General features: G+C 58.1%; 23 protein-coding genes. 17 read left to right on the top strand and 6 right to left on the bottom strand.

What is annotated here, in order from left to right; translation table 11 throughout:
* Nucleotides 1-4: 4 nt before the first annotated feature.
* The 4 genes from AC2FHX_RS15845 to AC2FHX_RS15830 all read left to right on the top strand — a co-directional run bounded on the left by AC2FHX_RS15845 (nt 5) and on the right by AC2FHX_RS15830 (nt 6,161).
* Nucleotides 5-1,333, top strand: a complete 1,329-nt coding sequence (locus tag AC2FHX_RS15845) for an amidase (protein WP_496702691.1) — start codon at nt 5-7, stop codon at nt 1,331-1,333.
* Between the two features lie 107 nt (nt 1,334-1,440).
* The gene (locus AC2FHX_RS15840) at nt 1,441-2,622 is read left to right on the top strand and encodes an aminotransferase class I/II-fold pyridoxal phosphate-dependent enzyme (protein ID WP_496702689.1); all 1,182 of its coding nucleotides are present in this window, start codon (nt 1,441-1,443) and stop codon (nt 2,620-2,622) included.
* A gap of 14 nt (nt 2,623-2,636) precedes the next feature.
* Nucleotides 2,637-5,525 (top strand): DNA translocase FtsK, encoded by a 2,889-nt coding sequence (locus tag AC2FHX_RS15835; RefSeq protein WP_496702687.1) that lies wholly within the window; start codon nt 2,637-2,639, stop codon nt 5,523-5,525.
* Nucleotides 5,526-5,564: 39 nt separating this feature from the next.
* Complete coding sequence (locus AC2FHX_RS15830; protein WP_496702685.1) at nt 5,565-6,161, top strand: LolA family protein; 597 nt, start codon at nt 5,565-5,567, stop codon at nt 6,159-6,161.
* A gap of 12 nt (nt 6,162-6,173) precedes the next feature.
* Here the strand turns inward: AC2FHX_RS15830 and AC2FHX_RS15825 are convergent, their stop codons facing one another.
* Entirely contained in the window at nt 6,174-6,755 is a 582-nt protein-coding gene (locus tag AC2FHX_RS15825; RefSeq protein WP_282021966.1) for a transglycosylase SLT domain-containing protein, read from the bottom strand.
* 60 nt (nt 6,756-6,815) lie between these two features.
* A complete protein-coding gene (locus tag AC2FHX_RS15820) occupies nt 6,816-7,697 on the bottom strand; it encodes an AEC family transporter (protein WP_496677830.1) in 882 nt (293 codons plus the stop codon).
* Nucleotides 7,698-7,777: 80 nt separating this feature from the next.
* Here AC2FHX_RS15820 and hspQ point away from each other — a divergent pair, with 80 nt between their 5' ends.
* Nucleotides 7,778-8,104, top strand: a complete 327-nt coding sequence (gene hspQ, locus AC2FHX_RS15815) for a heat shock protein HspQ (RefSeq protein WP_142637073.1) — start codon at nt 7,778-7,780, stop codon at nt 8,102-8,104.
* 34 nt (nt 8,105-8,138) lie between these two features.
* Here the strand turns inward: hspQ and AC2FHX_RS15810 are convergent, their stop codons facing one another.
* The 3 genes from AC2FHX_RS15810 to AC2FHX_RS15800 form a co-directional block, all read right to left on the bottom strand.
* Complete coding sequence (locus tag AC2FHX_RS15810; protein WP_496692512.1) at nt 8,139-9,716, bottom strand: gamma-glutamyltransferase family protein; 1,578 nt, start codon at nt 9,714-9,716, stop codon at nt 8,139-8,141.
* 212 nt (nt 9,717-9,928) lie between these two features.
* The gene (locus tag AC2FHX_RS15805) at nt 9,929-10,369 is read right to left on the bottom strand and encodes an ATP-binding protein (RefSeq protein ID WP_496692511.1); all 441 of its coding nucleotides are present in this window, start codon (nt 10,367-10,369) and stop codon (nt 9,929-9,931) included.
* A gap of 32 nt (nt 10,370-10,401) precedes the next feature.
* Nucleotides 10,402-10,740, bottom strand: a complete 339-nt coding sequence (locus AC2FHX_RS15800; protein WP_496677829.1) for an STAS domain-containing protein — start codon at nt 10,738-10,740, stop codon at nt 10,402-10,404.
* Nucleotides 10,741-10,840: 100 nt separating this feature from the next.
* Here AC2FHX_RS15800 and AC2FHX_RS15795 point away from each other — a divergent pair, with 100 nt between their 5' ends.
* The 3 genes from AC2FHX_RS15795 (at nt 10,841) to AC2FHX_RS15785 (ending at nt 13,136) form a co-directional block, all read left to right on the top strand.
* Nucleotides 10,841-12,013 carry a thiolase family protein gene (locus tag AC2FHX_RS15795; protein ID WP_496692510.1) on the top strand — a complete coding sequence of 391 codons (1,173 nt, stop codon included), beginning with the start codon at nt 10,841-10,843 and terminating at the stop codon, nt 12,011-12,013.
* Nucleotides 12,014-12,086: 73 nt separating this feature from the next.
* Complete coding sequence (locus AC2FHX_RS15790; protein WP_271949692.1) at nt 12,087-12,554, top strand: GAF domain-containing protein; 468 nt, start codon at nt 12,087-12,089, stop codon at nt 12,552-12,554.
* A gap of 57 nt (nt 12,555-12,611) precedes the next feature.
* Nucleotides 12,612-13,136: a GNAT family N-acetyltransferase gene (locus AC2FHX_RS15785; RefSeq protein ID WP_496702682.1), complete on the top strand. Its 525-nt coding sequence runs from the start codon at nt 12,612-12,614 to the stop codon at nt 13,134-13,136.
* Nucleotides 13,137-13,175: 39 nt separating this feature from the next.
* On the opposite strand, the gene AC2FHX_RS15780 is transcribed toward AC2FHX_RS15785, so the two are convergent.
* Nucleotides 13,176-13,457: a DUF1294 domain-containing protein gene (locus AC2FHX_RS15780; protein ID WP_496702681.1), complete on the bottom strand. Its 282-nt coding sequence runs from the start codon at nt 13,455-13,457 to the stop codon at nt 13,176-13,178.
* A gap of 117 nt (nt 13,458-13,574) precedes the next feature.
* Here AC2FHX_RS15780 and AC2FHX_RS15775 point away from each other — a divergent pair, with 117 nt between their 5' ends.
* The 9 genes from AC2FHX_RS15775 to AC2FHX_RS15735 all read left to right on the top strand — a co-directional run bounded on the left by AC2FHX_RS15775 (nt 13,575) and on the right by AC2FHX_RS15735 (nt 23,602).
* The gene (locus tag AC2FHX_RS15775; RefSeq protein WP_281973073.1) at nt 13,575-14,144 is read left to right on the top strand and encodes a helix-turn-helix domain-containing protein; all 570 of its coding nucleotides are present in this window, start codon (nt 13,575-13,577) and stop codon (nt 14,142-14,144) included.
* Nucleotides 14,144-14,767 (top strand): LysE family translocator, encoded by a 624-nt coding sequence (locus tag AC2FHX_RS15770; protein ID WP_281973074.1) that lies wholly within the window; start codon nt 14,144-14,146, stop codon nt 14,765-14,767. Before AC2FHX_RS15775 ends, AC2FHX_RS15770 begins: the two co-directional genes overlap by 1 nt.
* Nucleotides 14,768-14,772: 5 nt before the next feature.
* The gene (locus AC2FHX_RS15765) at nt 14,773-15,153 is read left to right on the top strand and encodes a GFA family protein (RefSeq protein WP_496692506.1); all 381 of its coding nucleotides are present in this window, start codon (nt 14,773-14,775) and stop codon (nt 15,151-15,153) included.
* Between the two features lie 15 nt (nt 15,154-15,168).
* Nucleotides 15,169-17,619, top strand: coding sequence for a GcvT family protein (locus tag AC2FHX_RS15760; protein ID WP_496702678.1), 2,451 nt, complete (start codon nt 15,169-15,171; stop codon nt 17,617-17,619).
* A gap of 19 nt (nt 17,620-17,638) precedes the next feature.
* The gene (locus tag AC2FHX_RS15755) at nt 17,639-18,115 is read left to right on the top strand and encodes a cupin domain-containing protein (protein ID WP_496702677.1); all 477 of its coding nucleotides are present in this window, start codon (nt 17,639-17,641) and stop codon (nt 18,113-18,115) included.
* 2 nt (nt 18,116-18,117) lie between these two features.
* The gene (locus tag AC2FHX_RS15750; RefSeq protein WP_496702675.1) at nt 18,118-19,170 is read left to right on the top strand and encodes an alcohol dehydrogenase family protein; all 1,053 of its coding nucleotides are present in this window, start codon (nt 18,118-18,120) and stop codon (nt 19,168-19,170) included.
* Between the two features lie 12 nt (nt 19,171-19,182).
* On the top strand, nt 19,183-20,073 hold the full coding sequence (locus AC2FHX_RS15745) for a homocysteine S-methyltransferase family protein (RefSeq protein WP_496702673.1): 891 nt from the start codon (nt 19,183-19,185) through the stop codon (nt 20,071-20,073).
* Nucleotides 20,074-20,084: 11 nt separating this feature from the next.
* Complete coding sequence (locus tag AC2FHX_RS15740; RefSeq protein ID WP_496702671.1) at nt 20,085-21,059, top strand: GlxA family transcriptional regulator; 975 nt, start codon at nt 20,085-20,087, stop codon at nt 21,057-21,059.
* An 89-nt stretch (nt 21,060-21,148) separates the two neighbouring features.
* Nucleotides 21,149-23,602: a GcvT family protein gene (locus tag AC2FHX_RS15735; protein ID WP_496702669.1), complete on the top strand. Its 2,454-nt coding sequence runs from the start codon at nt 21,149-21,151 to the stop codon at nt 23,600-23,602.
* The last annotated feature ends 39 nt before the right edge of the window (nt 23,603-23,641 follow it).

Below are 23,641 nucleotides of genomic sequence, written 5' to 3'. Positions count from 1 at the left end.
AGTGATGCAGGATTGGTTGTCGATGACGGCTTGTGATCTGGGTCGGGGCATTGGCATGGGCCAGATTGACCCGGTTGAACTGACAGAGACCTTTCTGACTGCGATAGCAGCCCACCCGCATCGCGACCGAATCTATGCCCGCGTGACCGAAGCGCGCGCCCGAGCCGAGGCTGAGGCGGCGCAGGAACGGGCCAAGCTGGGATTGCGCCGATCATTGTTGGATGGGGTGCCGATCAGTTGGAAAGACCTGTTCGATACTGCCGGGACTGCCACCGAGGCAGGAACGGCACTGCTGAAAGATCGGGTTCCCAAAACTGATGCAATCGTGCTGCGAAATGCCAGTGCCATGGGCGCTGTATGCCTTGGCAAAACCCATATGAGCGAGCTGGCCTTTTCCGGCCTGGGTTTGAATCCAATCACCGGAACGCCGCCCTGCATAGATGATGAGGATGCGGTTCCCGGAGGATCATCTTCGGGGGCTGCGGCATCCGTGGCTTGGGGATTGGCGGCTTGCGCGATCGGCTCGGATACTGGTGGGTCAGTGCGGATACCGTCAGCCTGGAACAATTTGGTTGGGCTGAAAACCACTGCCGGGCGGGTCAGCCTGGAGGGTACAGTCCCGTTGTGCCTGCGGTTTGATACCGTTGGACCGCTGGCCCGCTCGGTCGAAGATGCGGCCCATATGCTGGCCATGCTGGAGGGCGGTACGCCAGCTGATTTGCGCGGAGCCAATCTAAAGGGGCGTCGTTTCGCGGATTTACAGACTGTTGCCAAGGATGATTTGCGCGCAGAACCGCGTGTCGCTTACGAGGATGCCCTGGATCGGTTGCGTGAGGCCGGTGCAGACATCCTGCCTCTTGAGGTCCCTGAACTAACCGACGCGATGGGGCTGTCGGGGGTTCTTTACACCACCGAAGCCTATGGCCTGTGGCGCGATGTGATCGAGGCCAACCCAGATGTGATGTATCCCGAAATACTCGAACGGTTCCGTGCCGGACGAAATGCTTCGGGCCCCGATTATGTTGCAGCCTGGTCAAGGCTGAAGGCTTGTCGCGGTGCATGGGACGTGGCCACTGCCGGGTTTGACGCCGTTTTGGCCCCAACTGCACCGATCCTGCCGCCCAATCTTGAACGGCTGATGAGCGATCATGACTATTACGTCACCGAAAACCTGCTGGCTTTGCGGAACACCCGGATCGGCAACCTCATGGGGCTGGCAGCGCTGACCTTGCCGACCGGAAAACCGGGCTGCGGGCTGATGATGATGGGTTATCCGGGGTCCGAAGAGGCGCTTTTGCGGCTTGGTTCCGCGGCCGAGGCCGCATTGGCTTGAATGCCACAATCCCCTGATTCGGCACCTCTTTGTCTGGACGAAGCCCCGCCCGGCCTGTAACCTGCTTGAAAACGGGGCGGAATGATCCCGATATTGAGGCAGTAGTTATGAATTTCCCCGAGCGGTTTTCGAACCTTCCGGAATACGCATTCCCGCGCCTGCGCACCCTGTTGGATCATCACCAACCGGGCGGTGAAGTGATTCACATGACCATTGGTGAGCCGATGCACGCATTTCCTGCCTGGGTCAGCGATGTTATCGCGGAAAACGCTGCCGGGTTTCAGGGATACCCGCCGAATGAGGGCTCGGCCGAGCTGCGCGGCGCGATCACTGACTGGATTGCACGCCGCTATGGCGTCACGATGGACCCGGACACGCAGGTTATGGCCCTGAACGGGACGCGCGAAGGGCTGTATAACGCCGCAATGGCGCTGTGCCCCGAGCAGAAAAACGGGCAAAAGCCGGTTATTCTGTGCCCGAACCCGTTCTATCAGGTCTATATGGTTGCTTCGATTTCGGTCGGGGCCGAGCCGGTTTTTGTCCCTGCCACGGCGGCCACAGATCATCTGCCTGACTATGCCGGTTTGCCCGCCGATGTGCTGAACCGCACCGTCGCCGCCTATATCTGCTCCCCCGCCAACCCGCAGGGCGCAGTGGCCACGCGCGAATATTGGGCCGAGCTGATCCGGCTGGCCGAGACATATGATTTCCGCATCTTCGCCGATGAATGCTATTCCGAGATTTACCGCGACACAGCGCCAACGGGTGTTTTGACGGTCGCAAAGGAACTGGGCGCTGATCCCGAACGGGTCACGCTGTTCAACTCGCTGTCAAAGCGGTCGAATGTGGCCGGGCTGCGGTCAGGTCTGATTGCAGGCGGGCCGGAAACGATCAAGCGGGTCAAGCAGTTACGCAATTATGCGGGAGCGCCATTACCTCTGCCATTACAGGCCGCTGCCGCGAAACTTTGGGCCGATGAGGCGCATGTGGCCGAAAACCGGGCGCTGTATCAGGAGAAATACGCAATCGCAGACCAGGTGTTTGCAGGCATCCAGGGCTATATGCCGCCCGAGGCAGGGTTCTTTCTGTGGCTGCCGGTGGATAATGGCGAGGAAACCGCATTGAAACTGTGGCAGCAGACCGGAGTTCGGGTGCTGCCGGGGGCATATCTTTCTCAAGGTGATCCGGGGCAAAACCCGGGCGAGCAATTTATCCGGGTCGCTATGGTGGCCCCAAAAACAGAGATGCGGCAGGGGCTGATCACGCTCCGCGACTGCATTTATTCGTGAGGTACGAGGGCAAAATGGCATCATATAACGCGCGCAACCGCGATCCATTGCTGGACAGCACGACTCAGGCCGCCATCGAGAGGCGCAGCAAAGAGTTGATCGGCATCGCCCTGATCCTACTTGGGTTGGCTTCGGCGGCAATGATCTGGTCCTACACACCGGATGACCCGAACTGGATGGTGTCGACGGATGCACCAGTGCAGAACTGGATGGGGCGTGTTGGTGCCTCGATCGCGGCGCCATTGTTCATGATTGTCGGTTGGGGCAGTTGGAGCATCGCGTTGGTGTTGATCGGTTGGGGTGTGCGTTTTGCCGGACATTTCGGTGAAGATCGTGCCGTCGCCCGCCTGATATTTGCACCGATCTGGATCGCCATTGTCTCGGTCTATGCGGCGACATTGGTGCCGGGTGAGGCTTGGCGCGTAACGCATAGTTTTGGTCTGGGTGGATTGTTTGGGGATACGGTCATGGGTGCCTTCCTGACCTTGTTGCCCATATCCTCGCATTTTATTGTCAAGCTGATGTCTCTGGCGATGGCTATTGGGATGCTGACGCTGGGCGTGTTTGTTCTTGGTTTCACCAAGGACGACGTGCGCAAGGGGTTCCGTGCCTTCCTGCTTGGGCTAGTCATGTCCTATGACATACTGATGAATCTGCTGGGCCGTGGGGCTGCCGCAACAGCGGAGGCTGCGCGCGAACGTCGTGCCCAATGGGACGAACGCAAGATGGCCCGCGCCGAAGGGGCCGTGTTCGACGACGAGATTGCCTTTGCGGACCCTGTTTTCGACGAGCCACTTCTGGAAGCGCCCGAATCGGTAAAGACCGGCCTTCTGTCGCGCATTCCTGATCTGATCCGCCGCCCGGACCCCATGCCCGAACCCGAGTTGATCGACCGTGAACCTGTCGCGGGTTACGAGGAAATGCCGGGCGAGGACCGTATCCGTTCAAAGATTTCTGCCGCCGTGCGCAACCGTAAGGTTGCAGTCGGAGAGATAGCTCCTGAGCCCGATCCCGACCTGCCGCTGACCAAAGGGCGGGGCCGTGGACCCGACCCGTTGATCCTGAACGCAGGGCCTGCGGACGATCTGCCGCCCGAGCCGCCAGTGACATCAACCGGGCTGCCGCCCGAACCGATGCTGTCAGCGAAGCCTGAAACAGAATGGCAGGAACCGCTGCATCAGGATTTTGCGCCCGAGCCAGATTTCGATGACGAGGCCGTTTTCGAGGATGACGCCGATGAGATGCCGCAAGCCCGCCCAGCGATGAAAATCCCCGTGGCCGAGCCGCGCAAGCCTGTGGTTGCGCAACCCGTGCGCCGCACCCCGCCGCCCTCGCGCCGGGCCCAGGCTGAGGCGCAGCCCGCGTTGTCGTTCGAGGAAAAGCACTCCGATTTCGAACTGCCTCCGCTGGGCCTGCTGTCCAACCCCTCCAGCATTCAGCGCCATCACCTGAGCGATGAGGCCCTGGAAGAGAATGCGCGGATGTTGGAAAATGTGCTGGATGACTATGGCGTCAAAGGTGAGATCGTCAGCGTCCGCCCCGGTCCAGTTGTCACCATGTACGAACTTGAGCCGGCTCCGGGTTTGAAAGCCAGCCGCGTTATTGGTCTGTCGGATGACATTGCCCGCTCGATGTCGGCCCTGTCGGCGCGGGTTTCGACCCTGCCGGGCCGCTCGGTCATCGGGATCGAACTGCCCAATGAAAACCGTGAAATGGTGGTGCTGCGCGAAATCCTTTCGAGCCGTGACTTCGGAGACGGCAATCAGGCGCTGCCTTTGGCGCTGGGCAAGGATATCGGCGGTGAATCCGTTGTGGCCAATCTGGCCAAGATGCCCCACCTGCTGATCGCGGGGACCACCGGTTCCGGTAAATCGGTGGCGATCAACACGATGATCCTGTCGTTGCTGTATAAGCTGACGCCGGATGAATGCCGCCTGATCATGATCGACCCCAAGATGCTGGAATTGTCGGTCTATGACGGCATCCCGCATCTGCTTTCTCCGGTCGTGACAGACCCGAAGAAGGCGGTTGTCGCCTTGAAATGGGTCGTGGGGGAGATGGAGGATCGCTATCGCAAGATGTCCAAGATGGGCGTGCGTAACATCGCGGGCTATAATGGCCGGGTGAAAGACGCGCTGTCCAAGGGCGAAATGTTCAGCCGCACGGTCCAGACCGGTTTTGACGACGAAACAGGTGAACCGATGTTCGAGACCGAGGAATTCGCACCCGAGTCGATGCCCTATATCGTTGTTATTGTCGACGAGATGGCCGACCTGATGATGGTCGCGGGCAAAGAGATCGAGGCCTGCATCCAACGTCTGGCGCAGATGGCGCGGGCCTCAGGTATCCACCTGATCATGGCCACGCAGCGCCCCTCGGTCGATGTGATTACCGGCACGATCAAGGCGAACTTTCCGACTCGGATTTCCTTCCAGGTGACGTCAAAGATCGATAGCCGCACCATTCTTGGTGAAATGGGCGCCGAACAACTGCTGGGTCAGGGTGACATGCTGTATATGGCGGGTGGCGCGAAGATCACCCGTTGCCACGGTCCGTTTGTCTCGGATGAAGAGGTCGAGGAAATCGTCAACCATCTGAAGCAATTCGGCCCGCCGGATTATATGAGCGGTGTGGTCGATGGACCGACCGAGGAAAAGGCTGATAATATCGACGCTGTTCTGGGTTTGAACACCGGGGGCAACACCAATGGCGAAGACGCCCTGTACGATCAGGCCGTGGCGATTGTGATCAAGGATCGCAAATGCTCGACCTCGTATATCCAGCGGAAACTTGCCATTGGCTATAACAAAGCTGCGCGTCTGGTTGAGCAGATGGAGGACGAAGGCATTGTTTCATCGGCAAATCACGTCGGAAAACGCGAAATCCTGGTGCCAGAGCAATAGGATATTTAATAACAAGGGCAGAGCGCTTATCTGGGTCTTATGAAACAGATTGCTTTTGCCCTTACACTGACACTGGCCACACCCGCCGCCTGGGCTGCGGACAAGTTGCCGCTGTCGCAGATATCGAATTACCTGAATGGTCTGAAAACTGTCGAGACGACATTTACACAGGTCAATGATGATGGCTCACTGAGCACAGGAAAGCTGTGGATCGCACGGCCTGGAAAGATGCGGTTCGAATATGACCCGCCAGACAGCGCCGTTGTGTTGGCGCGCGCTGGCACCGTTCAGATATTCGATCCGAAATCCAATCAACCGCCCGAGCAGTATCCGTTAAAGCGAACACCTCTGTCTCTGGTTCTGGCACGGAATGTCGATCTGGGTCAGGCTAATATGGTGGTTGGGCATGACTTTGACGGAACGGCCACTGTCGTGACAGCACAGGACCCGAAAAACCCTGACTCCGGTCGAATTGAGCTGATGTTCACCGGCGATCCGGTTGAGCTGCGAAAATGGGTGATCCACGATAATGCAGGCGGACAGACAACGGTTCTGCTGGGTCAGCTTGATACCGAAAAAAATCTAAGCAGCAGCTTGTTTTCGAACAAGAACAGAAGCGGGTCAGGCAATCGCTGACCCGCTGTTTGTTCAGTAACGACAGCCTGACAGTTGCGCCTGGTACATCCGGGCGCGCGCATCCACATCATTGGCCACGTTCAGCAACCACGTCTTGCTGTAATGGCTGCCGCGGGCATAACCGGTATGGCCTTCATGATAGGCCAGATACTGATTGCGCGTGTCGCTTGGCTGGATGCCATTCCGCTCATAGCTTTTGTTCATGTACCAGCCGATGAAATCCGAAGCGTCGCGGATACGGTCCCGCTTGGCCCGGCGTTTGCCGGTTTCGCGCTGATACTCATCCCAAGTCCCGTCCAGCGCCTGGCTGAAGCCATAGGCGCTGCTCTGACGGCCCATCGGAATCACACCCAGAACATATTGATGGGGCGTTCGCGCATCGTGGCGATACCGGCTTTCCTGATAGATCGTTGCCATCTGAACGTGAACGGGGATTCCCCATTTCCGCTCGGTGCTTTTGAACGCCTTGATATATTCGGGCCGTTCACGCGCAATGCTGCATGCATCATTCAGCTTGCTGGGTGGCTGGTTGGAGCCACCCCCGCAGGATGCCAAAAGCAGCACCCCGAAGAGTACGATAAGAATTCTGCTCATGTGCCTCGTGCCTTTTTTCTTCATTCTAGCGCAGATTGAGCGATTAGGAAATCACAATCGCTACAGAACAATAGCTAGAATTATAGGCAAAGCGCCGACGGACATCAGGGTTGAGACCATAACCAGCCCCGCAACCGCGTCAGAATCCGCCTCGAACCGTTCGGCCAGCAGGTATGAGGTTACGGCAACCGGCGTACACATCTGCACCACCAGAACGCCGAACGCGACGTTATCCAGATCAAACCCTTTTGCGATTGCCCATGCCAGGGCAAAACACACGACCAGTTTCAACGCCGATAGCCAGACCGCTTGCCCTAGCTTTCTGGTGGTCAGCCGCGCAATCGCAACACCAAGCGTGATCAGCATCATCGGAATCGCCATCTGTCCCAGCAGGTCCAGCGTATTGGTCACGAAGACAGGTGTTTGCCAGCCCTGCCACAGAAACAGCGCCCCCAGCAGAGTAGCCCAAACCATGGGTTCACGTGCTACCTTGCCGAAAGCGCCTTTTCCCGCCACCAGGTAGATCCCGTAAGTAAAGGAAAACAGGGCGGTAACGGCCAGAAATATCACCGCGAAACCCAAGCCTGCCTGCCCAAATGCGAAAATGGCCAGAGGCAGGCCCAGATTCCCCGTGTTGCCGAATATCAGCGGCGCCAGATAGGTGCGCCTTTCCAGCTTGCTGGCCCGGACAAATACGCCAAATGCGACCGCCAGCCCGACATGGCCTGTGATGGCGGCCAAAGTGAAACGGGTCAGCTCTCCGGGCGGGATCTGGGTTTGCATCAGGGCCACGAAAATCAGGCTGGGCACGGCGAGCGTCACCGCAAGGCGGGTCACAAATTGCAGCCTGTATTCAAAGCCAAGTTTGACCCAGGCAAACCCGATCCCCGCCAAGAGGAAGACCGGGGCCACGATTTCGAGTACTGTCAGTAAGAGGTTCACAGACTGTTTCCCATTATTTTAGATCAATGATTGGCATTCCTATGAGGAAACGGGTAGTAAGACCTTTGGGGGCAAACGTGATGCTAAAGACACAAGCAAAGTACCGGCTGGGCCAAGTCGTCCGCCACAAAAAACATCCCTTCCGAGGGGTGATTTTTGACGTGGACCCAGAGTTTTCAAATACCGAAGAATGGTATCAGGCCATTCCCGAAGACAGCAGGCCGATCAAGGATCAGCCGTTTTATCATCTGTTGGCGGAAAATGACCAATCCTTCTATGTTGCTTATGTTTCTGAACAAAATCTGATTGCTGACCAGTCCGGAGAACCGGTCGAGCATCCGGATATCCCTGATATGTTTGGTCCGTTTGAAAACGGCGCATATCCGTTGCATTTCCATTTGAACTAAAATTGGAAGCGTGGGTGAAGCCGGGCCCATACTGTCAATAACCAAGCGCGCACCCATCTTTTCGTGGATCGCTTGCGCCTTGCAAAACGCCGCTCTTCTGGATTCGGATCGCTTGAGCCCCGCCAAGAGGTGTTTCTGAAATCAAAACTTTGTGGCCGATTTCAGATAATTGTTGCGCAACATTACGCGGAATTCCGCGTTCCAGTTTCAAGACAGGTCCGTCTGCAAAGGCGCGCGGTGTGTCTATGGCCTGCTGCAGCGCAAACTCATCGTCGGTTAGTAGCGAGACCAGCTTTGCATGCCCTGTGGGCTGAAAGGCGCCACCCATCACACCGAAGGGCATCAGGATTTTGCCTTTCTGTTTCAACATGCCGGGAATGATTGTGTGCATCGGACGTTTGCCGCCGCCGAACTCGTTCGGATGGCCTGATTGCAACGTAAATCCAGACCCACGGTTTTGCAGCAGAATGCCGAATTTCTCAGAAGCGATACCGGATCCAAAGCTATGAAAGATCGAATAGATCAGCGATACCGCCATCCTGTCCCTGTCGACCACCGTGATATAAACCGTGTCCTTGTGGATGGCTTCGGTCAGTGGGGCAGCAGCGGGCATGGCATGGTTTGGATTGATAAGCTCTGCCAGCCGATCGGCTGTTGTCTGGTCCCAAAACCTGTCTGCGTGTGTCGTATGATCCGGATCGGCGATGAACCTGTTGCGGGCATCGTAGGCGAGTTTTGAGGCTTCGGCCTCGATATGCAGACGCTCTGCGGATAGCGGATCCATGGATCCGAGGTCAAAGTTCTTGAGGATATTCAGCAGCAAAAGGGCGGTTGCACCTTGGCCATTGGGCGGATGTTCCAGCAGGTCCAAGCCACGATAGTGCCCTGCGACCGGAACTGTAGGTGTGGCGGCGGTCGCGTCCAGATCTTCTGCTGTGTGTACCCCGCCCATGGCCGTCAGGGTCGAGATAATATCTTCTGCGACCTCGCCCGCGTAAAACGCCTTTCGTCCGTATTTGGCGATTCTGCGCAGCACTTCTGCCTGCCCGGCGGACCGGAACATGTCTCCGGTCTTTGGAACGTCTCCTTTCAGCAGATAGTGGTTCCTGGCTGCCCCCTGCAACGTGTTAGCACCCGGGCCCCAATCAAAAGCCACACGTGGTGCGACCGGCACGCCCTGGTCTGCATAGCGGATGGCGGGTTGCAGGATGGCGTCCAACCCTAGTTTGCCCTCGGTTTCGGCCAGTTGGCAGAACGCCTCGACCGCGCCGGGAATGGTGACCGCATCCGGTGTATTGAGTGGAACTGCAGTCAGTCCCTTATCGCGCAAGCTGCCAGCGTTGGCTGCTGCCGGCGCCCGGCCAGAGCCGTTGAGGGCCCGAACCTCATCTTCTCCGGCGCGGTTGTACAGAACAAAGCAATCTCCGCCCAGGCCGGTCATTTGTGGTTCGCAAAATCCCAAAAGCACTGCCCCGGCGATGGCTGCGTCCATCGCGTTGCCACCTTGCTGTAGAATGCCAAGGGCCGCTTGGGCTGCCAGCGGGTGAGATGTGGCGCACATCCCTTCGGTCGAAAAAACTTCGGATCTGCCTGGTGCCTGAAAATCCCGCATTGCGCTGCCTTCCCGTGTGATCGCGCAGAAGGTATCGCGCGTCCGGGTATTGTCCAGTCAAATCAAAGGGGAAGTTCCTCGGCATCGTTCACTGGGTGGGGGCTGTGACATACGATGCCGAGGGAAGCTATCTGAGCTACAGTTAAGACTTTGATCTTTGTTTGCGGCGCTACAATGGTTCGAAAAGGGCCTTATTGTGACGTTTTATAGCCCTAATCCGCGTCGAGAAAACTGAATCGCAGTGACAACCGGTTGCAGCCTTCGCTACGGTCATAGCGGATTTCACTGGTCAATTGGTGGATCAGAAACCATCCAAATCCCCCCTCGGGCAGGTCTTCACGTCTTTCCCCCAGAGGTGCAGGTGCACCTTCTGGTACGCGAAAGCCAGGAAGGGGATTGCCGGTATCCGAGATGAGGATTTCCAACCAGTTCTGATGCAGGCGGCAGTGTACCTTTACGCTGGCGGGCGTGGTTCCGGCATAGGCGTGTTCAACGACATTGTTAATGGCTTCGGCCAGGGCAATTCTGACATCAGCCGCTTTGTGTGAAGGCAGCCCTTTAGAGGACAGTGCCTGGCTCAACTTGGCAATGCCAGAACTTGCTTCGACCTCGGTCGCAGCGAAGCTCAAATCGAAACTGATGCCGTTACACATTAGCTTTACGCCTGTTCAGTTTCTCCTTGTGTTCAATCCGGCGCACCGGACAGTGCGTCATCCATCGTTGGGTAAAGCTTGAACACTGTGTCCATGCGCGTAAGACGAAACACCTTTTCCACAAAAGGCTGAAGACCTGCCAGATCCAGGCGCCGTTCAGCCCCGAGTTGTTTCATGGCGGCAACGATAGCGCCCAGACCACTGGAATCGATAAATTCGACGCCGCTGAGGTCCAGAACCACACGCACAGACCCACCTTCGGTTTCCGTGCGCATGTTTTCTTTGAACTGAATGGCCATTGCGGCATCAATCCGGTTGGATTGTACAGTAATTATTTGAATATTTTTGGTCGTAGTACTCGACAGGCCCATACGTGACGGTCCTTTAACTGAAATCGCTCGTAGAAATACGCTAGACGGGAATTCTTACCATTCGGTATCCATTGAACGACAAGAATTTAGGAGCGCCCAGATGAAGCAAGTTGTAATCGCCGGAGCAGCACGTACCCCGATGGGTGGATTTCAAGGAATGTTCGATGGTGTTTCTGCCGCCGATCTGGGTGGAGCCGCGATCCGGGCCGCGCTGCAGGGTGCCGGTGCTGAAACGGTTGACGAAGTGCTGATGGGCTGCGTTCTGCCAGCCGGTCAGGGTCAGGCCCCTGCACGTCAGGCTGGGTTTGTAGCGGGTTTGGGCCAAGAGGTCCCGGCCACGACGCTCAACAAGATGTGCGGATCAGGGATGAAGGCTGCGATGATGGCCTTCGATCAGATCGCATTGGGCCATGCCAACACAATGATCGCAGGCGGGATGGAGAGTATGACGAACGCGCCCTACCTGTTGCCCAAAATGCGTGAGGGTGCGCGCTTGGGGCACGCTCAGGTCGTCGACCACATGTTTCTGGACGGGCTGGAGGACGCCTACGACAAAGGTCGTCTGATGGGCACTTTCGCCGAAGACTGTGCCGAGGCGTTTCAGTTCACCCGCGAAGCGCAGGACGAGTACGCCCTGCAGTCCCTATCCAACGCGCTGGCCGCGCAGGACAGCGGCGCGTTCGACGGTGAAATCACTCCGGTAACCGTCCGCACAAGGAAAGGCGAGGTCACGCAGTCCGCGGACGAGCAGCCGAAAACCGCCCGCCCGGAAAAGATACCTTCGCTGAAACCGGCTTTTCGCAAGGGTGGAACGGTGACGGCGGCCAACGCGTCGTCGATCTCTGATGGGGCGGCAGCTCTGGTTCTGGCGTCAGCTGAAGCCGCCGAAGCGCTAGGCCTCTCGGTTCGGGCGCGCATTCTGGGTCATTCCAGCCATGCGCAGGCTCCGGGATTGTTCACGACTGCGCCAGTTCCCGCTGCGCAAAAGCTTTTGGCCAAAATCGGCTGGTCCAATGATGATGTGGATCTGTGGGAGGTAAACGAAGCCTTTGCCGTGGTGCCGATGGCATTCATGCATGAGATGGGTCTGACGCGTGACAAGGTAAATGTGAATGGTGGTGCATGCGCCCTGGGTCATCCTATCGGCGCTTCGGGGGCGCGTATCATGGTCACCCTGCTGAACGCGTTGGAAAAGCGGGATCTGAAACGCGGCGTGGCGGCGATCTGCATCGGTGGTGGAGAGGGCACTGCAATCGCGATTGAGCGTGTTTGACGCGGGGCCGATTCCACCATAGGTCCGGTGCTGTAGAACCTGTTTACAAGATCACTGACCGGACCCGCCCCCCATGACCGTTGATTACGATACGCTGACCAAGACAATCGTCGCCCTAACCGCAGGCGAGACAGATCAAGTTGCTCTGATGGCGACAATCGCCTGTGAAGTTCATCACGCCGATGATCGGTTTGACTGGACGGGGTTCTATCGCGTAACAGATCCGGGCATTTTGAAAATAGGCCCCTATCAGGGTGGTCACGGGTGTCTGGTTATTCCCTTCGGGCGCGGTGTCTGTGGTGCCGCGGCGCGGACCGGAAAGGTACAGTTGGTGGCGGATGTGCATGCGTTTCCAGGTCACATCGCCTGCGCCTCGTCTACGCAGTCCGAACTGGTGCTTCCGGTGCGCAATGCCTCGGGCGAGGTCATCGCGGTTTTTGACATCGACAGTGACCAGCCGGATGCATTCACGGATGAGGACGCAGAAAAGCTGTCTGCAATATTGTCAAAGGCGTTCTCGGGCGAGTTAAGAGGGGCCTGATGCAAAATCGGTCCGTCTGTTAGACTGGAATGGACACTAATTGCAACTGGCCAAGGCATGATCCCGGACCAATTCACCACAGAGCGGCTTGCCGTGTTCCACTGGCAAGTGGAAGTCTCTGAAGCTGATCGCCTTTCAGCGTTGACGGCCGAGTTGGCAACCGTCCTGACGCCAGCGGTTCTTGAGCCCCTGCCGCCTTCGATGCAGGTTGAAGAAACGCCCAGCGGGATGACCGACTGGATCGCTGCTCGCAAGACCGAAAGCGATGTTCTTCTTGTTCGGTTAAGGCAAAATAATCAGCTGATCGGACTGCTGATACTGGCCTCAGAACCCGAAGATCAGGCCGCACCAACCATCCACCTTGGATATCTGTTTGCCGAACGAGCCTGGGGCTGTGGCTATGCAACCGAACTTGTGTCCGGCTTTATCCCGGCCTGCGGCACGGGTCGCGCCATTCGGGTTTTGGCCGGGGTCGAGCACAGCAATCCCGCCTCTGCTCGTGTGCTACAGAAATCGGGGTTCACGCGATCCTCAGGTCACTCCACCGACGATACCGATATGTATGTCTGCGACATTTCCTAGATCCCATCGGGATCTTACGTGGCCTGCGGATCAAGCCAACTACAGAATGTCAGGCAGAATTTCCGTGATTAGGAAATATGCCAGCCCGACCTGAGTCGCAAAGATCGCAAACAGCGACAGGGAAAACCGGCCTTTTCGGGACTTGTGATTGAAAATCCAACGCCCGACCAGGGCACCGGGACTGCCGCCCAGTGCAGCCAGCCACAATAGCCTGCGTTCCGAAACCCGGCTTTTTCTGCGTCTGGCGCGCAGTTTGTCCCAGCCAAAGGCCAGCAAAGTCAGGCCGTTGATGACCCACAGGTATATAACCGCAATCCACATAGCTGACGGATAGCTAAATGCGTCGATTTTCCCAAGTGAAAAAATGCTTGGAATTTTCACCGATTCGCGGCATCGTGAAAAACACGAGGAAAATTTCACCAGATATCGGAGAGTTCGGTGAACAGCCAAGCCCCCCACAGTGCAACGCTCGGAGCCGACATTCGCGCATTGCGTAAGGCGCGTGGGTTGACGCTGACCGAGATCGCAGAGCGGTTGAACCGGTCGGTCGGATGGCTCAGCCAGGTTGAACGCGACAAGTCCGAACCGTCAATTTCAGACCTGCGTCAGATCGCGGAATGTCTGGGTGTGCCGATGTCCATGCTGTTCGCCCATTCTGCCGCCCCCGCCAATGAACAAGGCTATGTCGTGCGCGCCGGGTCGCGCCGCCCTATGGGGTCGGGCGAAGAAGGTCTGATTGAGGAACTGCTGTCACCCGATCTGACTGACGATTTTGAGATGGTGCATTCCACCTTTAAGCCGCATTCCAAGATGCAGAACCCGGCGGACCGCCCCACGCAAGAGGTTGGCTATGTGATTTCCGGTCAGTTGAATCTGACCATCGGCGCGCAAAGCTTTTCGGTTGGGCCCGGTGACAGTTTTCGGATCAAGAACGAACCCTATATTTGGGCGAACCCTCATGATGAGCCCGCTGTGGTCATCTGGGTCATCGCCCCTCCAGTGTACTGATGAGTTTCGAGGCCTGGACCATATTCGCGCTGTTCTGGGTGGTGTTTGTAACCACACCGGGGCCTAACGCGGTGAACTGTATCTCGAACGGGATGAGCCTGCCCTTCGCAAAAGCGATGCTGGGTGTCTTGGCGATCCTGACCCAAGCCAGCGCCTTTTTGGTTTTGTCGGCGCTTGGGGTGACGGCCTTGATCGCGGCCTCACCCACCGGATTCTTCATCGCCAAGCTGGTGGGCGCAGGGTTTTTGATCTGGCTGGGTGTCCGAGGCTGGAAGGCTGCAGCAAATCCCGCCCCTATATCCGAACGCCCTGCACGGCATGTCTATCTGCACGCGCTGGCCGTCGCGACAATCAACCCCAAAAGCGTCGCGGGTTATCTTGCTGCATTCTCGCAATTCGTGCAGCCGGATGTGCCGATCTGGGAGCAAATGTTGGTCATCATGCCAACGGCGCTGATCATCACAACGCTCAGCTACATCGGGTTCACTCTTCTAGGTGCGCTTATGGGGCGGGCCGCGCTGGGGGCCGTGTTCAACATCTGGGTGCGCCGGGTCATGGCCACCTGTTTCATCATTTATGGCGTGTTGCTGGGCACCACCAGCGCGCCAGCAGCTAGGGGATAAGCGAAATGCATACAGGTTCCTGTCTGTGCGGCTCGGTTACGTTCAAGATCGAAGGCGATCTTCCTGCCGCCTCGGCCTGTCATTGCGGTCAATGCCGCAAACAGTCGGGTCATGTCTGGGCCTCGACCTCGGCCCATCAAGACGACATCACCTTCACCGTTAGCGATACGCTGAGCTGGTTTCGTGCTACCGACATCGCCCGGCGGGGATTTTGCAACGCCTGCGGCTCTTATCTGTTCTGGCAGCATAAGGACGAAGACCGGATTGCCATTGCTATGGGGGCGCTGGATGCACCCACCGGACTGACCCTCGCCCGCCATATATTTGTGGCTGACAAAGGCGATTACTACGACATCACGGACGATCTGCCTCAAGAGGCACAGTAACAGGGACTGAAAGACATGAGTGATTTTCCGACAAAAGCCCGCGTGGTTATTATCGGTGGCGGAGTGGTGGGGACATCGTCCCTGTATCATCTGGCCAAAAAGGGCTGGACCGATTGTGTTCTGCTGGAAAAGAATGAGCTGACCGCCGGATCGACCTGGCACGCGGCGGGCAATGTGCCGACCTTTTCGACCTCTTGGGCGATCATGAACATGCAGCGCTATTCGACCGAGCTCTATGCCCGTCTGGGGGAGGAGGTCGATTACCCGATGAACTATCACCAGTCCGGCTCGATCCGACTGGCCCATTCAAAAGAACGGGTGCAAGAGTTCGAGCGGGCAATGGCGATGGGCCGTTATCAGGGCATCGAGATGGAGATGTGGTCACCCGAACAGGCCAAAGAGCATTACCCGTTCCTGGAAACTCATGACCTTGAAGGTGTTCTGTTCGACCCGACCGATGGCGATATCGACCCGGCGCAGCTGACCCAGGCACTGGCCAAGGGTGCGCGCGACATGGGGGCGAAGATCCTGCGTTTCTGCCCGGCCACGGGTGTGACCCAGAAGGAAGACAAGACCTGGATCGTGCATACTGACAAGGGCGATATCGAAGCGGACCACGTGGTCAATGCCGCCGGGTATTACGCCCAGCGCGTGGGTGAATGGTTCAAGCCCTTCGGCGGTCGCACCGTTCCGGCCATGGTGATGAGCCACCAGTACCTGCTGACCGACGAAGTGCCCGAGATCGAGGAATGGTCCAAGGCCAATGGCGGTAAAAAACTGCCGCTGCTCCGCGACGTGGATATCTCCTATTACCTTCGGCAGGAGAAGAACGGATTCAACCTCGGCCCCTATGAGCCCAACTGCAAGGGCCATTGGATGACCGAAGACGATCCGATGCCCGAGGATTTCAGCTTTCAACTGTGGAATGACGATCTGGACCGGATCGAAGACATCGTCACCGACGCGATGGAGCGGGTGCCGCTGATGGCGACCTCGGGCGTGGGCCGGGTGATCAATGGCCCGATCCCCTATGCGCCCGACGGGCTGCCACTGATCGGGCCGATGCCGGGTGTGAAAAACGCCTTTGAAGCCCACACCTTTACCTTTGGCATCGCGCAGGGCGGGGGTGCCGGCAAGGTGCTGGCCGAATGGATCGTCGATGGCGCAACCGAGTGGGACATGTGGGCCGTCGATCCGCGCCGTTACACCGATTACACCGATCAGGATTACTGCAACCAGAAGGGTCTGGAGGTCTATGGCAACGAATACGCCATGCATTTCCCGCATCACGAATGGCCCGCCGCGCGCGACAAGAAACTGTCGCCAGTGCATGACAAGGTCATCGCGCAGGGCGGTGTCATGGGGGCCTATAACGGCTGGGAACGCGCCAACTGGTTCGCGCAGCCGGGCGATGACACCTCGTTGGATGCGACCCACACCTGGGGCCGCTCCGGCCCGTGGGAGCAGCGCATCCGCGAGGAATGCGAGGCTGTGCGTGACCATTGCGGCGTGCTGGACCTGCCGGGCTTCTCTCGGTTCATGGTCAAGGGTGACGGTGCGGCCGAGGCGCTGCGCGGTCTGGTAACCGGCGGTTTGCCCAAGGTTGGGCGCATCAATCTGGTCTATATCTCGGACGCGCGGGGCCGCATCCTGACCGAGATGTCTTGCATCCGTCTGGGCGAAGATGCGTTCCTGATGATCACAGCGGCCACGGCGCAATGGCATGACCGGGATCTACTGATGGCTGCGATGCCCGCAGGCGTCAGTGTCGAGGACGTGACCACCACCCGTGACACGCTGATCGTGACCGGGCCCAGTTCGCGCGATATCCTGTCGGGGCTGAGCGACGCCGACCTGACCAGCGGCTGGCTGACCCATCAATCCGCCACCGTTGCAGGCCAGCCCGCTTTTCTGATCCGGGTGTCTTTTGCCGGTGAGTTGGGCTGGGAGGTGCATGCGCTGAACGAGCATATGCCCGGGATCTATGATGCGATCCTTGGGGCCGGGGCCAAACCGTTCGGCATGTATGCTCTGAACTCGCTGCGCATCGAAAAAGGCTATCGCGCGTGGAAGGGCGATCTGTCGACCGATTATTCGCTGCTGGAAGGCGGGCTGGAACGCTTTGTCAAGCTGGACAAGCCGCAGGACTTCCCCGGCAAGGCCGCGATCCTGAACGAAAAGCAGCAGGGGGTGAAGAAATCCTTTGTCACGCTGACCGTTGAGGCGGGCGATTGCGACGCGCCTTACATGTCCTGCATCTGGCAGGGCGATCAGATCGTGGGTGAGACCACCTCGGGTGCCTGGGGTTACCGGGTTGGCAAATCCATCGCGCTGGGCATGATCAAATCCGAGCTTGCTAACCCCGGCACCGAGCTTGAAATCGAAATCTTCGGTGAAAAGCGACGCGCCGTGGTACAGGACGATAAACCGCTCTGGGATCCAGAAAACGAGCGGCTGCGCGCCTGATCGCCCGAAGGAGACCTGCATGAGCACGCGTTATTCAAAACGGGGGCCCGGAGAGGGCCTCAATTATGACTGGGAAAATGACCACACATTTGTGAAGGTTTCGACCCGGGATACTGATGGCGCCTATACGCTCATGGAAGACAATCTGAAGGCCAGCTTTGCGCTTGGCCTTCATCGCCATGAAACCCATGCCGAAAGCTTCTATTTTCTGGAAGGCGAAGTGGATTTCTATGTTGATGGCGACTGGCATCGCTGTGGGCCGGGCAGCACGATGCATGTGCCGCCCGGCGTGCCGCATGCCTGCCGCGTTGCTGGAAATGCACCTGCTAAGATGCTGATGATTTTCCAGCCTGCCGGTTTTGACGGATTCCTTGCTGAACTGGCCAAGATGACCGAGGCGGACTTCGCCGATGAGGCGAAAATGGCCAAATTGAACGCGCGGTATGACATTGTCCCGATGGGCTCTGTGCCGCCTCATCCCGATGACGAGGTTTGATCATGACACTGCCTAAAACGATGTCCGGTGTATTCCTGACCTGTCACGGCGGGCCCGAGGCGCTGGAATGGCGTGACGATATACCCGTCCCAACCCCTGCGCCGGGGCAGGTTCTGGTCCGTGTGGCCGCAGCCGGGGTGAACAACACCGATATCAACACCCGTATCGGCTGGTATTCCTCGGACGTGACCGGCGCCACAGATGCCGTGGATCAAGAGGTCGAAGCCGGAGGCTGGGGCGGCGCGTTGAACTTCCCGCGCATTCAGGGCGGTGACCTTTGCGGCATCGTCGAAATCGCGGGGCCCGAGACCGGGTTCACCCCGGGCCAGCGCGTGACCTGCCCGATCAACCTGCCACGTCCGCGACCGGGCAACCCGACAGGCTTCATCGTGCTTGGGTCCGAGATTGACGGCGCCTTTGCGCAATATTGTCTGGTGCAGGCCGATGACCTTTACGATGTCAGCGCCTCACCCCTGTCTGATATTGAAATTGCCGCCATCCCCTGCGCCTTCGGAACTGCCGAGGCTTTGCTGACCCGATCCGGTGTGACTGCCGGGCAAAAAGTGCTGATCACCGGCGCATCCGGTGGCGTCGGCCTTGCCGCTGTGCAACTGGCGGCGCTGCGCGGTGCCTCGGTTTGGGGCGTGACCGGTGCGGCCAAGGCCGAAGCGGTGAAAAGCCAGGGCGCGACCGCCACGTTCGACCGGGATGCGTCGCTGCCCGCCGACATGTTCGACGTGGTCATTGACGTGGTGGGCGGACCTGCATGGGCTGACCTGATCCTGGCGTTGAAACCGGGCGGTAACTATGCCGTTGCGGGTGCGATTGCTGGCCCGATTGTTCAAGCCGATCTGCGGGATATCTATCTGCGCGACATTACCATTCACGGCAGCACCCATCAGCCGTTCGAAGTCTTCGGTCGCCTGGTCGAACTGATGAATGCGGGGCGGATCAAGCCCCTGATTTCAAAAACCTATCCGCTGAAAGACATTGCGAAGGCGCAAGAGGATTTTCAGTCAAAAACGTTTCCGGGAAAACTGGTTCTGGTTCCCTGAGGAGGTTCATCAATGGCAGACATAACCCTTCTGGATGGGTCTATCGGGCAGGAACTGGTCAAACGCAGCGGCGATGCGCCGACGCCTTTGTGGTCGACCCGGGTGATGATGGACCATCCCGAGTTGGTCGGGGATGTGCATGCGGATTATTTCTCACGCGGTGCGACTGTGGCCACGACAAATACCTATGCTGTTCACCGGTCGCGTCTGGACCGTGTCGGCTTGGGTGATCAGCTGCCAGATCTGATCGAGGCGGCCCTGTCGCAGGCCGAGCGTGCGCGCCCGGCGGGTAGGCGCATCGCTGGGGCTTTGGGTCCGCTTCTCGCCTCTTACCGGCCGGACCTGAATCCAGAGGTCGAAGAGGCGGCAGAGAAATTCTCCGAACTGGTGGCGATGATGGCAGATCGCGTTGATCTGTTCCTGATCGAAACCGTGTCGTCGGTGCAAGAGGCCGAAGGCGCGTTGCGTGGAACGGAACAGGCAGACAAGCCGGTCTGGCTGGCGCTGTCCGTGATGGATGATGATGGGACGCGGCTGCGGTCGGGTGAGCCATTGTCGGGAATAGCATCTTTGGTTGATCGCTTTACGCCTGAGGCCGTGCTGATCAACTGCTCGCGCCCGGAGGCGGTGCCTGCTGCGCTGAATATTATCGCCACCTTCGGGCGTCCGTTTGGGGCATATGCCAATGGCTTCACCGGGATTACCCAGGAATTTCTACAAGACGCCCCAACCGTCGATGCGCTGCAACAGCGCCACGACCTTGGGCCGGATGAATATGCTGATCAGGCGATGGGGTGGGTGGCGCAGGGTGCAACTATCATCGGCGGATGCTGCGAAGTCGGTCCCGATCACATTCAGCGACTGGCAGATCGGCTGTGCGCTGCTGGCCACAGCCTCGTCTGAAGGGGGTAAAGATGCGGCAACGACCAGATAGCTTGACCGACAAGGCGCAGACACATTTCGATGTTCTGGTCGCGCCGGGCTATGTGCTGTTGGAGCTTGCCGCATTGATTGAGGTTCTGAGGCTGGCCAACCGCGTCTGCCCCAACCCGCCCTTCAGCTTTACCTATAGGTCTCTGAAAGGTGGGCCCGTTGCCAGCAGCAGCGATGCGACGGTCCAAACGGAACCCGTATCAACCCATCCGAAGGCGGATTATCTGTTTGTGATCGGAAATTCCGACCCTGACCACCCCGATCTGTCCATCGGACGGGTTGTATCGGACTATACGTTCCGAGGCGCTCAGGTCTTTTTGCTGGCCGAAGCTGCCAGCCGCTATATTGACGAATTCGGCTCCGCAGACATGGCGACCCATTGGGAAAACGCCTCTTTCCTGAGTGAACGCGGGGCCCGGTTCGAGGCGAAGCTGTCGATAGCCACAGAACAGGGCCAGGTCGTGACCTGCGCAGGGATGGAGGCGACAACCGATGTTGCTTTGTCCGTGATCGGACGCCACATCTCGGGGCCTGCCAAGATGACGGTGGCCAATATCATGCTGCACGAAAATATCCGCGACTTTTCATCGATGCAGCCTTTCTCGGGGGCGCAACTGACAGCAACTGGGGACGCCAAGCTGGATCAATGTATCAAGCTGATGCAGGCCAATATCGAAGACCCCTTACCCATCCAGCAAATTGTCGAGGCGTTAAATCTTTCGAACCGATCGCTTGAGCGAAAATTCAAAGCTTTCTTTGGCACCAGTCCAAACGGTTTCTATCGCGAGATGCGGCTGGCGAAGGCTAACAACCTGCTGCTGAACACCACGATGAGCGTTCGGGAAATAGGTCTGGCCTGCGGCTTTCCGAACGGTTTCTCCTCGGTTTACAAAAGCTTTTTCGGGGTCACGCCCTTTGTTCTGAGACGCGAAAGACGGGCTGCGTCACATAGGTGAAAATCGCCCATAACATGACGCTTTTGGTGCATTTATTGTCGATCTTCCATGGCAACGTGCCCAAAACCTGATTCAGCGGAGACCTCAGGATGGTTGATCTTCCAAACAAAGCCCGAGTTGTCATCATCGGCGGCGGCGTCATCGGATGCTCGGTCGCCTATCATCTGACCAAGAAAGGTTGGAGTGATGTTGTGCTGCTTGAACGCAAGCAGTTGACCAGCGGCACCACATGGCATGCGGCGGGTCTGATCGCTCAGCTGCGGGCCTCGTCCAACATGACCAAACTGGCGAAATACACGCAGGAGCTTTACGGCGCGCTGGAAGAGGAAACCGGTGTGTCCACCGGGCTTAGGCGCTGTGGATCGATCACCGTGGCGTTGACCGAGGAACGCCGTGAAGAGATCTATCGCCTGGCCGCCATGGCCCGCGCCTTTGGCGTTGAGGTCGAAGAGATTTCCAATGAGCGCGTCAAGGAAATGTATCCGCATCTGAATGTCGAAGACGTCAAGGGCGCGGTCTATCTTCCGCTGGACGGGCAGGGTGACCCGGCCAATATCGCGCTGGCCCTGGCTAAGGGCGCGCGGCAACGCGGTGCCATTACCAAGGAACGGGTGAAGGTCACCGACATCACTAAACAAGGTCGCACTGTGACCGGTGTGGACTGGGTTGCCGATGACGGCAGCGCTTCGGGTCATATTGAATGCGACATGGTGGTGAACTGTGCCGGCATGTGGGGGCACGAGGTCGGCCGCATGGCCGGTGTGAACGTCCCGCTGCACGCCTGCGAACATTTCTACATCGTCACCGAAGGCATTGACGGGCTTTCGCAACTGCCGGTTCTGCGAGTGCCCGATGAATGCGCCTATTACAAGGAAGATGCCGGTAAAATCCTGCTGGGCGCGTTTGAGCCCAATGCCAAACCTTGGGCGATGAAGGGCATCCCGGACAGTTTCGAATTCGATCAGCTGCCCGAAGATTTTGATCATTTCGAGCCCATTCTAGAAGCGGCGTGTAACCGGATGCCGATGTTGGCCGAGGCGGGCATTCATACCTTTTTCAACGGCCCTGAATCCTTTACTCCGGATGACGCTTATCATCTGGGTCTCGCGCCCGAGATGGACAATGTCTGGGTCGCAGCGGGCTTCAACTCGATCGGCATTCAATCTGCGGGCGGTGCGGGCATGGCGCTGGCGGAATGGATGGATAGCGGCGAGAAACCGTTTGATCTGGGCGATGTGGATATCAGCCGGATGCAACCGTTTCAGGGCAATAAGCAATATCTGTTTGAGCGTTCGAAAGAGACGCTGGGCCTGCTCTATGCCGACCACTACCCCTATCGCCAGAAAGCCACTGCGCGCGGTGTTCGGCGCACCCCGTTCCATCACCATCTGAAAGAGCAGGGCGCGGTGTTTGGTGAACTGGCGGGCTGGGAGCGTGCAAACTGGTACGCAAATCCTGGGCAGGAGCGCGAATACCAGTACAGTTGGAAACGTCAGAATTGGTTCGAGAACTCAGCTGCTGAACACCGCGCGGTGCGCGAGAATGTGGGCATGTACGACATGTCTTCTTTTGGCAAGATTCGCGTTGAAGGACCGGATGCCGAGGCGTTCATGAACTATATCGGGGGCGGCGATTATTCGGTGCCGAACGGCAAGATCGTCTATACCCAGTTCCTAAACCGCACCGGCGGGATCGAGGCGGATGTGACGGTGACCCGTCTGACCGAGACCGCCTATCTGGTCGTGACCCCGGCGGCGACGCGGCTGGCGGATCAGACCTGGATGATGCGCCATGTGGGTAGCTTCAACGTGGTCATAACCGATGTCACCGCTGGCGAAGGCGTTTTGGCCGTGATGGGCCCCAATGCGCGCGCTTTGCTGGAAAAGGTCTCGCCGGCGGATTTCTCGAACGCGACCAACCCCTTTGGCACCGCACAAGAGATTGAGATTGGCATGGGCCTGGCCCGCGCTCATCGGGTGACCTATGTGGGCGAGCTGGGATGGGAGATCTACATGTCCGCCGATATGGCGGGCCATGTGTTCGAGACGCTGCATGAGGCCGGTCAGGACATGGACCTGAAACTCTGTGGCATGCACATGATGGACAGTTGCCGGATCGAAAAGGGTTTTCGCCATTTTGGTCATGACATCACTTGCGAGGACAACGTCGTGGATGCCGGGCTTGGTTTTGCGGTCAAGGTGGACAAAGGCTGTGACTTTATCGGGCGCGAAGCAGTGATTGCCCGCAAGGAAAGCGGGCCCAAAAACCGTCTGGTTCAGTTCCGCCTGACCGACCCGGAACCGCTGTTGTTCCATAATGAACCGATCGTGCGGGACGGGGAATATGTCGGTTATCTCAGCTCGGGCAATTATGGTCATACTTTGGGTGGCGCTATCGGTATGGGCTATGTGCCCTGCGAGGGTGAGAAGGCGGCGGATGTTCTGGGGTCAACCTATGAAATCGACGTGTGCGGCGTGAAGGTAATGGCCGAGGCATCGTTGAAACCGATGTACGATCCGAAATCCGAACGCGTCAAAGTGTAATCAAATTGTCGGAGCGCTGCGGCGCTCCGGCTTTGTTCT

The sequence above is a fragment of the Ruegeria sp. CDSC042 genome, from assembly GCF_059610745.1.
Note: the sequence above shows the minus strand (reverse complement) of the source record. Positions and strands in the feature narration are given on the sequence as shown.

What these genes read in the sequence shown, in the direction of transcription:
- AC2FHX_RS15845 (WP_496702691.1), top strand. Translation starts at nt 5, where the DNA reads ATGCAGGATTGGTTGTCGATGACGGCTTGTGATCTGGGTCGGGGCATT.
- AC2FHX_RS15840 (WP_496702689.1), top strand. Translation starts at nt 1,441, where the DNA reads ATGAATTTCCCCGAGCGGTTTTCGAACCTTCCGGAATACGCATTCCCG.
- AC2FHX_RS15835 (WP_496702687.1), top strand. Translation starts at nt 2,637, where the DNA reads ATGGCATCATATAACGCGCGCAACCGCGATCCATTGCTGGACAGCACG.
- AC2FHX_RS15830 (WP_496702685.1), top strand. Translation starts at nt 5,565, where the DNA reads ATGAAACAGATTGCTTTTGCCCTTACACTGACACTGGCCACACCCGCC.
- AC2FHX_RS15825 (WP_282021966.1), bottom strand. Translation starts at nt 6,755, where the DNA reads ATGAGCAGAATTCTTATCGTACTCTTCGGGGTGCTGCTTTTGGCATCC.
- hspQ (WP_142637073.1), top strand. Translation starts at nt 7,778, where the DNA reads ATGCTAAAGACACAAGCAAAGTACCGGCTGGGCCAAGTCGTCCGCCAC.
- AC2FHX_RS15810 (WP_496692512.1), bottom strand. Translation starts at nt 9,716, where the DNA reads ATGCGGGATTTTCAGGCACCAGGCAGATCCGAAGTTTTTTCGACCGAA.
- AC2FHX_RS15805 (WP_496692511.1), bottom strand. Translation starts at nt 10,369, where the DNA reads ATGTGTAACGGCATCAGTTTCGATTTGAGCTTCGCTGCGACCGAGGTC.
- AC2FHX_RS15800 (WP_496677829.1), bottom strand. Translation starts at nt 10,740, where the DNA reads ATGGGCCTGTCGAGTACTACGACCAAAAATATTCAAATAATTACTGTA.
- AC2FHX_RS15795 (WP_496692510.1), top strand. Translation starts at nt 10,841, where the DNA reads ATGAAGCAAGTTGTAATCGCCGGAGCAGCACGTACCCCGATGGGTGGA.
- AC2FHX_RS15790 (WP_271949692.1), top strand. Translation starts at nt 12,087, where the DNA reads ATGACCGTTGATTACGATACGCTGACCAAGACAATCGTCGCCCTAACC.
- AC2FHX_RS15785 (WP_496702682.1), top strand. Translation starts at nt 12,612, where the DNA reads ATGATCCCGGACCAATTCACCACAGAGCGGCTTGCCGTGTTCCACTGG.
- AC2FHX_RS15780 (WP_496702681.1), bottom strand. Translation starts at nt 13,457, where the DNA reads ATGTGGATTGCGGTTATATACCTGTGGGTCATCAACGGCCTGACTTTG.
- AC2FHX_RS15770 (WP_281973074.1), top strand. Translation starts at nt 14,144, where the DNA reads ATGAGTTTCGAGGCCTGGACCATATTCGCGCTGTTCTGGGTGGTGTTT.
- AC2FHX_RS15765 (WP_496692506.1), top strand. Translation starts at nt 14,773, where the DNA reads ATGCATACAGGTTCCTGTCTGTGCGGCTCGGTTACGTTCAAGATCGAA.
- AC2FHX_RS15760 (WP_496702678.1), top strand. Translation starts at nt 15,169, where the DNA reads ATGAGTGATTTTCCGACAAAAGCCCGCGTGGTTATTATCGGTGGCGGA.
- AC2FHX_RS15755 (WP_496702677.1), top strand. Translation starts at nt 17,639, where the DNA reads ATGAGCACGCGTTATTCAAAACGGGGGCCCGGAGAGGGCCTCAATTAT.
- AC2FHX_RS15750 (WP_496702675.1), top strand. Translation starts at nt 18,118, where the DNA reads ATGACACTGCCTAAAACGATGTCCGGTGTATTCCTGACCTGTCACGGC.
- AC2FHX_RS15745 (WP_496702673.1), top strand. Translation starts at nt 19,183, where the DNA reads ATGGCAGACATAACCCTTCTGGATGGGTCTATCGGGCAGGAACTGGTC.
- AC2FHX_RS15740 (WP_496702671.1), top strand. Translation starts at nt 20,085, where the DNA reads ATGCGGCAACGACCAGATAGCTTGACCGACAAGGCGCAGACACATTTC.
- AC2FHX_RS15735 (WP_496702669.1), top strand. Translation starts at nt 21,149, where the DNA reads ATGGTTGATCTTCCAAACAAAGCCCGAGTTGTCATCATCGGCGGCGGC.